Annotated in this window: 12 protein-coding genes; 4 read left to right on the forward strand and 8 right to left on the reverse strand. The window is 40.3% G+C overall.

The genetic code is table 11. The features are described from left to right. Window positions 1–10: 10 nt before the first annotated feature. From VYJ22_RS02935 to VYJ22_RS02950, 4 genes are all read left to right on the forward strand, one after another. Window positions 11–2,371, forward strand: a complete 2,361-nt coding sequence (locus VYJ22_RS02935) for an ABC transporter permease (RefSeq protein WP_329904959.1) — start codon at window positions 11–13, stop codon at window positions 2,369–2,371. 11 nt (window positions 2,372–2,382) lie between these two features. Next, window positions 2,383–4,755, forward strand: a complete 2,373-nt coding sequence (locus VYJ22_RS02940; protein ID WP_329904960.1) for an ABC transporter permease — start codon at window positions 2,383–2,385, stop codon at window positions 4,753–4,755. 28 nt (window positions 4,756–4,783) lie between these two features. After that, window positions 4,784–5,446: an ABC transporter ATP-binding protein gene (locus VYJ22_RS02945; RefSeq protein WP_329904961.1), complete on the forward strand. Its 663-nt coding sequence runs from the start codon at window positions 4,784–4,786 to the stop codon at window positions 5,444–5,446. A 122-nt stretch (window positions 5,447–5,568) separates the two neighbouring features. Next, a complete protein-coding gene (locus VYJ22_RS02950) occupies window positions 5,569–7,995 on the forward strand; it encodes an ABC transporter permease (protein ID WP_329904963.1) in 2,427 nt (808 codons plus the stop codon). 854 nt (window positions 7,996–8,849) lie between these two features. Here VYJ22_RS02950 and VYJ22_RS02955 read toward each other — a convergent pair. The 8 genes from VYJ22_RS02955 to VYJ22_RS02990 all read right to left on the reverse strand — a co-directional run bounded on the left by VYJ22_RS02955 (window position 8,850) and on the right by VYJ22_RS02990 (window position 15,219). Next, on the reverse strand, window positions 8,850–9,419 hold the full coding sequence (locus tag VYJ22_RS02955; protein WP_329904964.1) for a hypothetical protein: 570 nt from the start codon (window positions 9,417–9,419) through the stop codon (window positions 8,850–8,852). After that, complete coding sequence (locus VYJ22_RS02960) at window positions 9,409–9,771, reverse strand: hypothetical protein (protein WP_329904965.1); 363 nt, start codon at window positions 9,769–9,771, stop codon at window positions 9,409–9,411. Before VYJ22_RS02960 ends, VYJ22_RS02955 begins: the two co-directional genes overlap by 11 nt. A gap of 4 nt (window positions 9,772–9,775) precedes the next feature. Beyond that, window positions 9,776–10,507, reverse strand: a complete 732-nt coding sequence (locus VYJ22_RS02965; protein WP_329904966.1) for a S24 family peptidase — start codon at window positions 10,505–10,507, stop codon at window positions 9,776–9,778. Between the two features lie 359 nt (window positions 10,508–10,866). Next, window positions 10,867–11,139, reverse strand: coding sequence for a CRISPR-associated endonuclease Cas2 (gene cas2 / locus VYJ22_RS02970; protein ID WP_329904967.1), 273 nt, complete (start codon window positions 11,137–11,139; stop codon window positions 10,867–10,869). 27 nt (window positions 11,140–11,166) lie between these two features. Continuing rightward, window positions 11,167–11,496, reverse strand: a complete 330-nt coding sequence (locus tag VYJ22_RS02975) for a CRISPR-associated endonuclease Cas1 (RefSeq protein WP_329904968.1) — start codon at window positions 11,494–11,496, stop codon at window positions 11,167–11,169. 1,486 nt (window positions 11,497–12,982) lie between these two features. Further along, the gene (locus tag VYJ22_RS02980; RefSeq protein ID WP_329904969.1) at window positions 12,983–13,957 is read right to left on the reverse strand and encodes a hypothetical protein; all 975 of its coding nucleotides are present in this window, start codon (window positions 13,955–13,957) and stop codon (window positions 12,983–12,985) included. A 404-nt stretch (window positions 13,958–14,361) separates the two neighbouring features. After that, a complete protein-coding gene (locus VYJ22_RS02985; protein ID WP_329904970.1) occupies window positions 14,362–14,640 on the reverse strand; it encodes a hypothetical protein in 279 nt (92 codons plus the stop codon). 3 nt (window positions 14,641–14,643) lie between these two features. Next, complete coding sequence (locus tag VYJ22_RS02990; protein WP_329904971.1) at window positions 14,644–15,219, reverse strand: hypothetical protein; 576 nt, start codon at window positions 15,217–15,219, stop codon at window positions 14,644–14,646. Window positions 15,220–15,395: the final 176 nt, after the last annotated feature.

A 15,395-nucleotide genomic window follows, 5' to 3' on the forward strand; every position in this document is an offset into this window, starting at 1 on the left:
AACGTATGATATGAAAACTTACTTCAAATATCTTAGTCGTAACAAGCTTTACACCTTTGTCACTGTCTTTGGCTTTGCAGTGTCCATGATGTTTGTGATCGTGCTGGGGCTGTATGTAAAGCAGGAGCTCTCGGTCGATACCTTTCACAAAAACAAAGACCGCATCTTTGTCATAGGCTCGGAAGATCAGTCCAACATTCCCAACCCACTACCTGAATATGTAAAGAACCTGTGCCCCGAGATAGAGGCGTATTGCAGGGTTTGTTCTCGCAATATCCCCGTAGGTATAGAGGGAAAAAAAGGCAGAATCACCAAGCTGCTTGCTGCCGACGATACTTTCTTCCAGATGTTTTCCTTCGAGTTGGAGGAAGGTAGCCCAAGGGATGTGCTCACGAGCAAACAGAGCATTGTACTCACACGTGAGAAGGCCAGAGAGCTTTTTCACAATGAGAATCCCATAGGCAAATCTGTCGATGTGCAATCGAAACGCTACATTGTCACCGGGATCATGAAGCCTATACCCGACAACTCACAGTTTCCCGTCTTAGACGGCGTAATCAATTACGATTTCATACGCAATGGCTGGGGTAAGGACGTCATGGACAACTGGGGTAATGCCAGTTTCTACGCTTATTTCCTCACTAAGCCCGGTACAAACTTCCAATCTAAAGCACCTTTGCTACTTAAGAACTACATGAATGACTTTTGGATTTACAATCAGGGATTCCAAAAAGAAGTACATATCACCCGGCTTACAGATATTTATTTCTCGGAAAGAGCCAGTAGTGGAGGATTCTTTGAGATCAAGAGTAACAGCAAGTCATCCGTATTTATTTATCTTGGTATCTCTCTGCTTATCCTCATCATCTCTGTGCTCAACTTTATCAACATGACTGTGGCGCAGGCAGGCTCGCGTGGCAAAGAAGCTGCAATAAAAAGGCTACTGGGAGGCAGTAGACGCAGTCTTATCATGCAATTTCTCAAGGAATCTCTTTTCCTTACCTCTGTGTCCTTCATTTTAGGCTTATTATTTGCTTTCATCGCAGAGCCATATTTCAACGATGTATTGGGGACGAAGGTCAATCTTCGGCAACAATTTACGCCTGGTGTGATTATGGTATGTGTCCTATTTGTCATCGCTTTGTCTTTCCTATCGGGCATATTGCCAGCCAACGTAATCTCGCACTTCAAACCTATTGAGGTGATCAAAGGAACATTCCGTCATCGCATCAAGAGTACTTATTCCAAAGTTCTCATCGTCTTTCAGTATTCCATCTCGATGGCTTTGCTGATATGTAGCTTTTTCATCTATTTGCAAACGCAATATTTTGTGAAAAAGGATCTGGGCTTCCGTACTGATAATATCCTTATTCTACCTAATGTAATGGACTCCATTCCGCAGGGAATGTTGCGCAATGAACTGATGCAGATACCAGGCGTGGAACTGGTGTCTTTTGCTCAGGGCGATCCTTTGAAGGGGGGTAACAACGAGTCAACAAAGCTCAATGGACAGTCAATAAGCTTCTGGACTTTCAGTGTGGATTCCTTGTTTTTCAAGCTATTTGATATTCACGTGAAAAATACGATGGGAGAGACTTATACCCCCACGGCTAATGCAAGTGATAATCCGCAGATACTACCTGTATGGATGGACCATAAGACGTTTAATATCTACCGCCCGGATCCCAAAACGATGGTGTACAAGCCTTTTGACGATGCTCCTCCTACGATGCCTACCACAGTAGCTGTGGGTATATTCGACGAGCTCAAGTTCAAATCCCTGGAGATAGAGCAACCTCCGCTCTTCATCACTTCGCTGGGAAATGAATCCCCATGGTCCTTCTATGTACTTGTCAATGCCAATGCCGACAAAAAGAAAGTGACCGATGCTGTGACTGCCGTTTACACAAAAGTAAATGGTGGTAAGTCTTTCGAAATCTACCACTCTGAAGACATTATCAAGGAGCGCTACAGCAAATATGCTCGACTGGGTAAGTTGATGACGGGATTTACTTTTCTCACCATTCTCATCATGATCATGGGCGTATTTGCCATGACACTCTATATGATACGCCAGAAGGAAAAGGAAATAGCTCTACGTAAGATAAACGGTGCTACGGAAGTGCAGATGCTAAGAATGCTCAGTATGGAATCTGTGATGCGCTTGGCGATAGCTTTTGCCATAGCTGCACCCGTGTCTTATTTTGCCATGAACAAGTGGTTGCAAGGCTTTGCTTATCACATCACACTGTCATGGTGGGTGTTTGTAACAGCAGGTGTGGTTGTGGCTTTGCTGGCTCTTCTATCGGTAAGTCTGCAGACACTCAAGGCTGCGCGTACCAATCCTATAAAATGCCTTAAAAACGAATAATCTAAAATAAGATGAACACATTAAAGCTGACATTTCGGCGTCTCTTTCGTCGTGGCGAGCATAGTATCAGCAAGATACTATCGCTTACCTTAGGTCTCAGTGTGGGACTATTGTTACTCTCCGTCGTTATCTTTGAGAAGTCTTATGAGCGTGACTACACTGACAATGATCGCATTTACATCATCCAGACTTCTATAAAGAAAAAGGAAGAACCCTCCAGAGAATTTATAAGCACTCCCGGTGCTATAGCTCCCGGTATGAAGGCTGAGGTGCCGGGCGTAGAGGTAGCAACTCGTATGACGGGCATCTCAGCTGTAGATGCTCCTATCTTTACAGAGGACAAAAGGCAGTTTAGCGGTGAGAGTGTACTGGCGGATGCTTCCTTCTTCGATATCTTCGATACACCTATATTAATAGGTAACCCTAAAGAGGTACTATCTACCGCTGGGCGGTGTATGATATCGGACAAACTGGCTTGGCTCATCGGAGGAGATGTCGTGGGGAAACAGATTACACTCCTCGGGCACCTCAAGGCGCCACTTACTATAGGTGGCGTGTTCAAGACTTTGCCCAAAAACAGTATGGTCACGGGTGATGTGCTTATCTCTATGAAGTCTATAGGCAGCTACACTTGGGACGGATCGGAAAACTGGCTCGGCAACGACCGCTACCATGGCTTTGTGAAACTGGAGAAGGGGATTGATCCCAAAACACTAGACAAGCCCATCCATGACATGCTCATGCGCCACGTAGACAAAGAGCTCCTCAAGCAGGCAGGCGTAGACCTTACCTTTACACTCTCGCCTATTACAACGTTGAGGATGAGCGAGCCTTCGATAGCCAAGACGGTACTCATCTTGGAAATTGTAGGTATAGCTCTTATCGTACTGGGGCTACTCAATTATATCCTGATGGTCACCGCCTCGGTGGTCAATAGGCGTAAGGCTATAGCTATACAAAAGTGTTACGGCGCCAATACCAGTGATGTTAAAAAAGCATTCCTAAGCGAGACGGTATTATATCTTATCATCGCAACTTTGTTGGGATTATTGCTGGTCTTCTTGCTCAATAAGCCTATAGCATCGTTGCTCTCTCAGGAGTTGGTCAATTTTATATCCTGGCGCACAGGTCTTCTTATTTTCGGTATTTTAGTTTTGGTTACGTGGCTTATCGGTTGGTTACCGGCTCGCATGTTTTCTCATATTCCCGTAGTGCAGGTATTCCGCACTTTCAGTGTCACAGGGCGCACTTGGAAGTTATCCTTACTGGGCATCGAGTTTACTGCCATTACTTTTATGATAGCCCTACTCATGATAGTGAGTCGCCAATACAATTACATGATAGGTCAGGATATGGGCTTCAATCCCAAAGGCGTTTACTACATCTCCATCAATGGACTGGACAAAAAGGATGCAAAAAATATCTATAGCATCTTCAAAGAACAGTCTGGTGTACGCATGGTAGCAGCATCTACCGTATTGCCTTTCGAAAACCAGAGTGGCGATAATTTCGTCAATCCAGATACAAAAGAAGAGCTATTCAATCTGGCCGATCTGTTTAATGTAGATAAAGATTTCCTCCCGCTCATGGAAATGAAAATAGTCGAGGGCGTAGGATTTGATGAGAACTCTATCCCGGACAAAGAGATGATCTTGAGCCGCAATGCTGCCGACAAGCTGGCACGCGCCATGGGATGGAAAGATGGCGTCGTAGGCAAGACTATCATACTTACCTCCTTCGGCGATCTCAAGATCGTAGGTGTTTATGATGATATCATCCTCAAAAGATCTTCCGAAGGCCTTTACCCGAGCAAGATGCCATCGGCGATGGTCTATGGGTATAACTGGATCAACTACATATCTGTCCGTGTAGATGAGCCCCAGAAGGCCAAGACTTTGGAGGCACTACAAACGATCTACAATAAATACTATGAGGCAGGAAATGCTGAGCTCAAGTCGCTCGAAGACGAGATGCTACGTTGCTACGACGCCTCGCTACATTTCAAATACATCATCATGTCTGGGGCTTTGGTAGCGCTTATCATCTCGCTCATCGGTCTCATCGGTTATACCAATAACGAGATCAACCGCCGCCGTAAGGAACTCGCCATACGCAAAATCAACGGTGCCGGAGTACTCGATATACTCCGCCTCTTTATCCTCGACATGTACAAGCTGGCCATACCATCTGTGGTCTTGGGGTTAGTGATGGCTTACTTTATTTCTACTAAATGGCTCGAAAACTTCAGTTACAAAGCGCCCCTCCAGGCAGGCATCTTTGTCCTTGCAGCCTGTGTGGTATTGCTCATTATTACGCTCACTGTTGTGATCAATACGATCAGCATTGCTCGCCAAAACCCCATCAAATCCATTCAATACGAATAAATAATAACTATAAAATAAATTATCGATTATGATCCAGATTAAAGATTTGACCAAAGTATTCCGTACGGAAGAAATAGAAACAGTAGCACTCGATGGTGTTAGTTTGCATGTAAAACAGGGTGAATTTATCGCCATTATGGGGCCTTCGGGCTGTGGCAAATCCACACTGCTCAATATTATGGGCTTACTGGACAATCCTACATCCGGTATATACATGCTCGACGGGCAGGAAGTGGGAAATCTCAAGGAGAAAGACCGCACGGGAGTACGCAAAGGTAAGATAGGCTTTGTGTTTCAGAGTTTCAATCTGATCGACGAGATGACCGTAGAGGAAAACGTAGAGCTTCCTCTGATCTACCTCGGTGTAAAATCACAAGAGCGTAAAGAGCGTGTGGAGGCTGCTTTGCGCAAGATGAATATAAGCCATCGGTCAGGACACTTTCCTAATCAGCTTTCCGGTGGTCAGCAGCAGCGTGTGGCCATAGCACGTGCCGTGGTAGCAAATCCTAAGCTTATTCTTGCTGATGAGCCTACGGGTAATCTTGACTCCAAGAACGGAGCTGAGGTAATGGACTTACTTACACAACTCAACGCTGAAGGTGCCACTATTGTGATGGTAACACACTCGGAGCATGATGCCGGCTTTGCTCATCGCATTGTAAGGCTTTTCGACGGTAAGATTATTAGCTGATACTTACACAACGAAGACTTTTGTTTTCATCCATTGTTTTTTTAATAGTTATAGTTGATGGTAAAGTGAGGGTACATGATGCCCTCACTTTATAGTCTGTTTATATAAAAATATGTTATAATATGCTGCTTCGGAATTACCTCGTTGTAGGAATAAGAAATATAGTCAGGCACAAACGCATCAGTTTTATCAATATTCTGGGGCTTACCATAGGGATTGCTTCATCCTTACTCATGCTCACTGTGCTACTCTATGAGTGGAGCTATGACAGACAACACTCCCAAGGTGAGAAAATATTCCGTGTAGAGTCTACATTCACGGAAAGTGGCGGGCTTCAAGAGCATTGGGCAAGTTCTTCTTTCGGTTATGGTGCTGCTATGAAAACACATCTGCCGGGGATTACCGATTATACTCGAGTAGCTACAATCTATGCTCCTGAGCAGATTGTCCGCCATGACAATATCAAGTATCGTTTGAAGGGGATAGCTTATGCCGATTCTTCTTTCTTCACCATATTCGATGGATACAAGCTTATCGACGGAGATAAGCATGACGCCTTGAGTGCTGCTAATAAGGTCGTGATATCGCAGTCTGTGGCCAAGACATTCTTTCCCGGGACCCATCCTGTGGGCCAAAAGCTGGAACTCTCCACGCCTTACAACCACTTGGAATGCGAAGTTACGGGTGTCATGGAAGACTTTCCTGCTAATAGCCATTTGCATCTCGATATCCTGATATCTTATCCCAGCCTGCCCGAATATGCACGGGAATATTGGTATAAACATGAGGTATATACCTATGTTAAGTTGGATAACCCCCGTAGCAAGAAAGCTATCGAAGCCGGATTCCCTGTCATGGCTGAGCAGTACAAAACAGAAGATGCCCTCAAAAACAAACGCTGGGGAGTGATACTCACTCCGCTCAGAGACATTCATCTCAACAAAGCTCTTGCCTATGAAAGTGAGTCCAAAGGTAGCCGCTCATCGCAGTGGGGCATATTTATCGCAGCTATATCTATTATGTTTATCATCTGGGTCAACTATGTCAATCTCGCCATAGCCCAGTCTATACGACGAAGCAAAGAGGTGGGTATACGCAAAGTGCTCGGTAGTGGCAAAGGCAATATCTCCCGGCAGTTTATCGTGGAGTATGCGCTTGTTTTCGGGGTCTCATTACTTCTTTCTATAATATTACTATTCATCGGTACTCCGTTTTTTTCGCTGTTGGTGCATCATGCTGTGTCACCTTTGATATGGGTGCGGTATCCCGGAGCTATAGTGGCATATCTTATTTTTATATTTTCCGGCAGTTATGTAGCATCCCGTTTGCCGGTCTTGCGTATCAACAGTGTGGATCCCATCTCTCTTGTCAAGGGCGTCTTTGGCTTCTCTGCTTCCGGAAAAGCTTTGCGTAAAGCTCTTATCACAGCCCAGTTTGTGATCGCATTTGTACTGCTTGCCTTTTCTTTGGGTATGCTATCGCAGCTTCGTTATATGCAGCATACGCCAGCAGGGATACGTACAAAAAAGATGATAGCCGTGAAATTTCCCGGTGTTACCGAGAGTATGGCAGATAAACTCCGGATGTTCAAAGACGATATGAATTCTATCCCGGGCATTACTCACTCTTCGCTATCAGGATCAGTACCGGGTGAAGAGATAGGCTTGTTCCTTTCCAATAGGCTCAGAGATGACATGGACAAGCAAAACCGTTTGTATGAGATGTTGCCTTGTGACGAGGATTATTTATCCACCTATGATATACGCATGCTTGAAGGGCGATTCTTTAGCAGAGATTATCCTACTGATAAGGACAAACTGGTGATCAATGAATGCGCTATGGAGATGCTCAATATTCATGACCCTCACGAAGCTATCGGTAAGCAGGTTATTGTGGAGGGAGTAGCAGAGCCTATGGAGATTATTGGCGTTACCCACAATTTTCATCAGCAAGGATTGGCCAAGGATTATACACCGATGATGTTTATTCACGAAAAAAAGATAGACTGGCTTCCGCTCAAATATATTTCTATCGCCTACAAAGATGATGTCTCTGTCAAATTGAATCTGATCAAGAATGCTTGGCAAAGGCTATTCCCTCAATCAACCTTCGACTATTTCTTTGTCTCCGATTACTATGATTTGCAGTATCAGAGTACCCGATCCTATATCGGTGTTATGATAGCATTTAGTCTGATGGCCATTCTGATCTCATGTCTCGGGCTTTGGGGGCTCATTTATTTTGAATTGGGCGTAAAGCGTAAGGAGCTGGGCATTCGCAAAGTATTCGGAGCAGGTCACACTGATCTCATATCTGTGATGACCGTGCCTATGATGAAGTTTGTGTTTATTGCCGTAGTCGTGGGTATTATTCCTGCTTATTATGTATTGCATCAGTGGCTCAGTCTGTATGCCTTTCATATCAGCATATCTTGGTGGCATTTCGTAGTCCCGATAGTTGTGATGATGTGCATTTCATTCTTGACACTGCTGAGCCAGGTTTACCGTGTAATCGTAAATTCGCCTGTAATCTCGCTCAAGACCGAGTAATCAAAAGGAAAAGTATGAAGGTGTTGGCTTTTGTTGAGACTGTTGCATAGCAGGCAAATTGCTTCGTTGCTTGCGAGATTCGCGCTTGGTCATTTACCTGAAGTAAACTCCCTGTGCACTCACTCTTAGCGCCTTGCACTTTACCTGCTATGCAACGGTCTCTTTTTGCATAATCCGTAAATGTGGGATATACAACAAAGAGCTAAACTCTCTTTTAAGGAGTTTAGCTCTTTATTTCATATAAAGTGAGAGTTGTCTCAATATATGTGAATCTCATCAATGATATTTAAAACTCTGTAATAAGAATAAGAAACTACAAGGAATCTCTATTTTTTTAACTTAGCTAACATCTACTATAGTAGAAATTATAATGAGTATCCAAATGTATTACAAATGTAATACATTTTAGTACAACCTCCAATATTAATCAATCTTTGCTGTTGACTTGCGAATTTTAATATTACAATAAGTTGCTCTGTATATGGGCATTTTTTGTTAAATTTGCACTGCATAACCCCTTCAATTAGCCCCTACCCGGACTGTAGTTTCGGGAGAAAGGTTTTTTGGTGGGGTTTTTAATTTACAATAGTAGAAATTAAACTTTGTCTATAGACTTCGAGCTTTTGAACGTCTGAAAATTTTAACCCTGTGAAGCACTGGAAGCAAAATGTGTCACGTACAATCCTGTGTGTAGCATCTTTTATGTCGAATGTATAGAGTGTAGAAAGCTCTACCATGTAAGATATATTAGAGCTTTGTTATTCTCCGATACGCTCTTTAGCTTTGTTATTGCAACATCCGTATCAATATCAACTCCTTTATCTCAGCACCAATTTAAAAATCCTTTTAATATCCTAAGTGTTTTGTCTGTTGTTGCGTTTTTTTAGCCATAAGGTGTTGGACATAAAATAAATAAGCCCAGTCCCCCACTTCCTATCCATTTTAGAAATTTGAGGTATTCTGTCATATTTTTCTATATGCCTTTTTGCCGTGTTATGATTTTTAAGGTGCCTATCAGACCATGAGCGGAGTACGCTTTCTGTTTTAATATATTCATCCCAAAGCTTCCAAAAGTTGATACTGTCTTGATTAGGTATTAATTCTTTCCCTATTATCTCATAGTATTTGCTTTTAAACTCTTCAGGAGTAGGAATAACATCTATTGAATCAAAATAGTTAAACGTGATACTTACGGCATACTCTGTCTGTTGCAGCGCTTTATTTATTTCAGATGCTGGTATTTTATCTTTGCCGTGCGTTGTTCCCTTGATGCAACGTTCGGTCTCTTTAGACCACTTTGCAGGCTCAGCCCTATAGCCAACACCAAGACCTATTACATTATTATTATATCTTATTCGGTATCTAATTTTCAGGGCATCATATCCCTTTTGTGCATCGAGTAGGAAGTGACATCTATTTTTCATACATATCTATTACGTAGTTTGCCCAGTCGTTAAGAAGCTTTTTCTTATCAAATTCTCTTTCGCACTCTCTCATTTGTAGGTCTAATCTGTCTATTTGATTGCCTATTATGCTGATTGCAAGGTCGGATAAGATGTTGTATATCTTTATATTGTTGTCCTCATACACATCTTCACCGTCTATGATAAGCTTAAAGCCTTTCCAGTTGCATGATAGTTGATACAACAACCTAAAGTCATTCCACTTGACAACAACGTCATTGAGTGTCAATGTGTCGCCTAATCTATTAAGGATAGCTTTAGCCTTACTGTAATTAACTGACCTAGATTGAGGGAGTACTATTTTTATTATCATAATATTAAAATACATGCCTTATTGCAAACTCAACTATCCATAAGCCCCTTACCTGCTCGATTGGAATATCGAAATCATCAAAGTGTAGTTTGTCCGCACTATGCGCCACCCAATACTTACTTGATAGCTTAGGGTCGGAGTGCCTCCTTAAATACTTAACATAACCTATGCGCTGATTAGTTATAGGGTCTTCAATCTCTATTGCAAAGGGATTCCCAAATGGGATGCTTGTAGGGTGCTCAGGAGTAAAGCCAAACTCTCTAAGTAGTACTTTCGTTCCTGCAGGATATACCGGAGCCATAGAGTCACCGGTAATAGTGATAATATCTCTACCCTTGGCACCTGGTACGTGCCAATAGCTGACAATATCATCCTTACTTAATAATTCGCCAGAGTTTCCCCCACGGAATGGGGATTCGTGTTCAGGTATCATTTTTAGCCCAGATTTGATTGCTTTTTCGTATTCCTCAAAAGTAGAGGTGCTGAATATATCGTTGTTACTGACCAACAACTGACCACTCCCATGTAGTATGTAGTCAATATTGAACATGTTGTTGAATTTACTATTAATATCAGAAAGTAATGACTCTGTCATAATCCCTTTAAGAGCCTTAGATATATTCGACTTATCCTTTCCGATGCAATCGGCAAGCTCTTTTTGATTGTGAATTAAGGCTTTACTCTTCAAAAAATCAAAAAGCTCCTTGAATCTTTCACCTTTTGTTGACACTTCCATATTAATCTATATTATAAATTCAACTTTTGTTGTGTCTTTGTATTGTAAATGCAGTACACATAGAAATATCCTCTTAACAGAGGTTTAGAATTGCCCCGAGCTGCTGCATTCAGTGAGGGGCTTTCTTTTTATATATGAGCAAGTTGCGAAATATACAATCGTAGAAATTAAACTTTGTCTATATCTATACTCACAAAGATAATATTTAAATCAATGTTTAACAATGATTTATGTGAAATGATTATTTTATATTTTTTACCCACCTCCTTTTTCTTACTATCAATTAAATTTACTTATTGCGTTAATATATAGATTCTTATTTGTTTTGAGTTGTAGCCATACAGACTGAGATCTGCAAATCACAGGTAAACAACATCTACATCTCGATGAATTGCATTACCATATTTCTTTAGTGTTACTGATGAAACATCAAAGATGATCACGCTATCGCCCCCTGTAAATTGTTTGGCAAATTGCTCTTCTATTTTTATAGTTAAATTTTCGAGTACTCTATTGGTATTATTGACTTCGTACACAGAGTACTGTGAACGAATAGCTCCATTCTTTGTCAACATTTTAGAAAATTTATTTCTAAGCTTGTCATTGCTGATGTCGTAACTGATGATAAGCATACTAAATGGGAAGTTGAGGATACTGTTTTATGGGTTTCTTTTGCGTAAAGCAACGATAGTATGATTGGATATAATCGAATACCAAGGAATAAGAGCATCGAAAAACACTCTTTGATAATCTTTGTTTTTCTCTCGTTTGGGGTAGTACTCTCCTTTCCTGAGGTCAAAATCTTTTTCACTAAATTGCTTCTTGTTGAAAGCTGTTCTTACCGTCTTGTCTTCGACACATCGAAAAGGCTCCATCATATCACATACCAATGATTTACGTCTAAACCATTGTCGATGAAGCATGCCTATGTATAGATCAAACCCGAATAATCTGAGAAAGCACTCGATGTAATTGAATAATATTGTCATAAGTGTCCACTAAAAAGTGGACACTTATGATAACTAATATCAAATTTTATTAACCAAACTTTCGAAGATTTAATTTTTAATCATCATTGCTTGACTATCTGTATGAAAACTAAAACAGGGATCTCAAAATTACTTGTATTTCCCTTCTAATATTTTAATTAATTAAGTTGTGTGTTTTTTTTAATACTTGGATGGGGTTATAATGTTAAAAAAGATGGATTTCTATTTTTTGTGTTGTTTTACAGGTTGTTACACGTGGTGTTTTTTTTGTTCAAATTATAATTCTTTTCCGTTTTAGGTATGGTAAGGGACTGTTCGTATGATGCTGCCGTCTTTCAGAAGGTTAGAAACAACCATAAAAAGCATCTTGTCCGGCGATTAGCCAAAGACCGGATGCCAATAGGAATATCTACCTATAGTGGTGTTCATTTTGTTACAATTGATAGCTATTTGTGAGAAATTTTGTGTTTGTCATATTGCTTGTTAAGGGCTTGTTTTTGTGTCTAAATGTTGTTAAATATGGGTGTGATGTGTCCATAAGAGGTTCTGTTTTGGGGTAAAAAGCACAGACACGAATGATTCATTCACACCTCTTATTTTTGTAACTACGTCATGATTTTTTCTTAGTTAGATTTTACTTTTTTCTTAGTTAGAAAATTGGAGTGACTTGGTTACGAAAATAATACAACGTAGTTAGAAAAAAATTGTGTTGTAGTTAGGGTTTTACAGACTCACTACACGGAATAAAAAATCCGCAAATGGGATGCATAAGCCCCCATTTGCGGATCTTTTGAGCTATATCCTGTGTTGATCAGCTCTTGATTGACATTTTGATATTTTTATCAGATCTTCCTATTCTGACAATTTGTAACGGTGTCTAAGTTATTTCTTGTATAATTCTTTCCCAAGCAATCAGGGTTTATCGATGTGTATGTAGGGTATAGTGTTGGTGTGAGTCTCATCTGACGTGTTATTAGTTATAGATGTGAGTAAAATTCCAATAAAATAGTAAAATATCTTATCGCAAAGATACAACATCAGCACCCCCTTTGTCAAGAGGATAGATAGTTTGAGACCGTTGCATAGCAGGCCAATTGCTTCGTTGCTTGCGAGATTCGCGCTTGGTCATTTACCTGAGGTAAACTCCCTGTGCACTCACTCTTAGCGCCTTGCACTTTACCTTCTCTGCCCGGTCAAAGTGTCTTTTATCGGCTTTGCCTCCAAAATCCACGAGACTGTTGACTTTTGCAACAGTCTCAGTTTTTTTGAGATACCACTTGAGTATATTGCTTCGCATCTTGTGAATACAGGATTTCAATGTATTTAAGTCTTTGTGATGTACTTACAAGTATTAGTTTAAGTCACTTGGAGTTTTTTTTGAACGACTCCAAAATTTTTTCCAACCCCATAAGCCCCATATAAGAGAAAGAAAAAGGAAGAAGAAAATGAAAAAATCGGAGTATTTATTAAGACATAGCTCCATACGCTATATTCGTACTATAATCCTATACTTTGACAAAAGGTATGCTATAGGCATCCAGCGCTCTTTGCAGTATGTGTTTTTTTTCAAGTATTCTACAGGATAGAAATTGTATAAGTACTCACCTACACTGAATATTAATACGATATTTTGGGTTTCATTCAAAGCTTCAAGCTCTTCATCAGTAAAGTCAATCACGAAGGAACTTTTATATAGCAGCTCTTTTGCAATATTTGATTTCAATTCTTTACCACGATCTTCAAACCTATAGGGCACTGATTGCTTGGATTTAAAATTTTTATATTCGTTGATCTTAAATACTGGAACTCTGTTGTCAAACAAATAGTAATTTCCCGGGGTAAACAGCTCTCCGCAGTATATGTACACCGGATTTTCGGGTAATTGGTTAACGTTTTTAATGCTAATATAAGGGGCTGAAAAGGTGTTGTTATTATTCTGATCCTGTGGATAGTTAAATCTACGCTTTAGTTTTATTGAGAAAAGATCATAAGGATCCTCATAATAAGGCTCGAAGTCCGCATCATACCGGCATACATATCGCTCGTTGTATTTGATTATGGTATAGAACTTGATGTGAGTTCTCAGATTTTTGAGATAGTATTTGTATGCTATTTCGTTGGCTACATCTTTGTTTACAAGATGTAGCTGTTGGAACTCATCCTCTGTCAAGCGCTTTTCCGAGTATTTATCGGGATAAAAAGGTAATGATGAATAGTGTGTTGGTTCCCAGAGTTCATAACGACTCCAATCGAACTTTTTCATCTCTTCAGTAAAATCAAAATAGACATATAGTGTGTCTGTATAAATAATGCTATCAATCTTTGGGTTAGAAGTGCCTGCACTTATCCATTGTTGATAAGCAGGGCTTTTTTGTGCATTTGAGCTAACTTCACCACATATACCTATTAATAATGCTATGCTTGATAAAGCCCAATATCGCATTAGTTTATTTACATTCATTGTTTTTATCCTTATTATCTTGTTCTTTCGCAATTTTTAATAATTCAGTAGATGGATGATTTACTCCATTAATAGTAACTGATTGATTATCAGTTGAATGTTCATGAACTGAGATCGTTGCATAGCAGGCCAATTGCTTCGTTGCTTGCGAGATTCGCGCTTGGTCATTTACCTGAAGTAAACTCCCTGTGCACTCACTCTTAGCGCCTTGCACTTTACCCTCTCTGCCCGGTCAAAGTGTCTTTTGTCGGCTTTGCCTCCAAAATCCACAAGACTGTTGACTTTTGCAACAGTCTCGAACTAGACCATGAATGGCATAGCCATAGTGATATAGTTCAGGGGTAGCGGTTTCAGCAAATCCGTCCCAAATACTTAGAACTTTAGCCATCTCATGAATTTTATTTTCAAGCATGAGTTTGTGATGGGCTAATGCTTCTTAATTTATCAAATACGCATTTTACGTTTGGCTCTTTTAAGAATGCCGTATCAATTATCTTGGGTTCTGGAGAATTTTCTTTCTTAGGCTTACATCCACCACCACCGCTGATACGAGCTATTAAGGTTTCATGGAAATTAGGACTTGGGGGCATGAAAATACCAAATCCACCACTGCTACTACCGCCATCCGACAAAGAAAAGCTTAGGTTGATCGACTGCCGTTTATTTATTCTTTTTAGCTTCACAAACTATTTCATTAAGAAGAATCTCTTTGTCCCATCATTATTGTCATGATCGTAAGATTTGAATTGACTTTTATTCTTTTCTAAGATTTCATACTTCGAATAAATAATACTCAATTTAAAATTAGATATAAATTGGTTTTCATTACTTTTCTTTTTAGGTGATATTTCTCCTGTTATCTTACCATCTTTATAGATCCAGCCATTGCAAAGCGTGCCGTCAATATGATGAAATATAATAGTACCGTCATAGTCGAGTTCACGATATAGGTAAGTGTTGTATCCAAGTCTTTCCTTGTGCTTATCGATATACTCTTTCGATGGTATCAGAGTCATGATAAATCCTGTCTTCTTTCCTGTATCGGGAGAGGTGATTATAACCAAACGACTCACGGAGTGATAATATTTCCATTCATCAGGGTCTGCTTCGTCGTGTTGCGCGCTTTCTTTCGTAAGAAAATCTACCTTGATCACATCGGTGAGGTCGGTCTCTACCACTTTATAGCCATCCTTTCCTGTTACTGCAGTAAATAGCCATGTCTGTTCTTCAAAGAATAAAGAAGAATTTGCTGAGCTCCTCAATGACAAACTTTGTGCTTTTTTGTACCAGTCTTTGGCTGATTTGATTGTGGGAGTTTTACTATCTATTGTTATATGCCTTCGCCTCTGATTTCATTTTCGAGAGCTATTTCTTTCTTACAGCCCCAGAATATAGACGAAAGCAATAAGATGATCAATGATGCTTCTTTTACTTTTTT

It is taken from the genome of Porphyromonas pogonae (genome assembly GCF_036320655.1).
GTDB classification, from domain to species: Bacteria; Bacteroidota; Bacteroidia; order Bacteroidales; family Porphyromonadaceae; genus Porphyromonas; species Porphyromonas pogonae.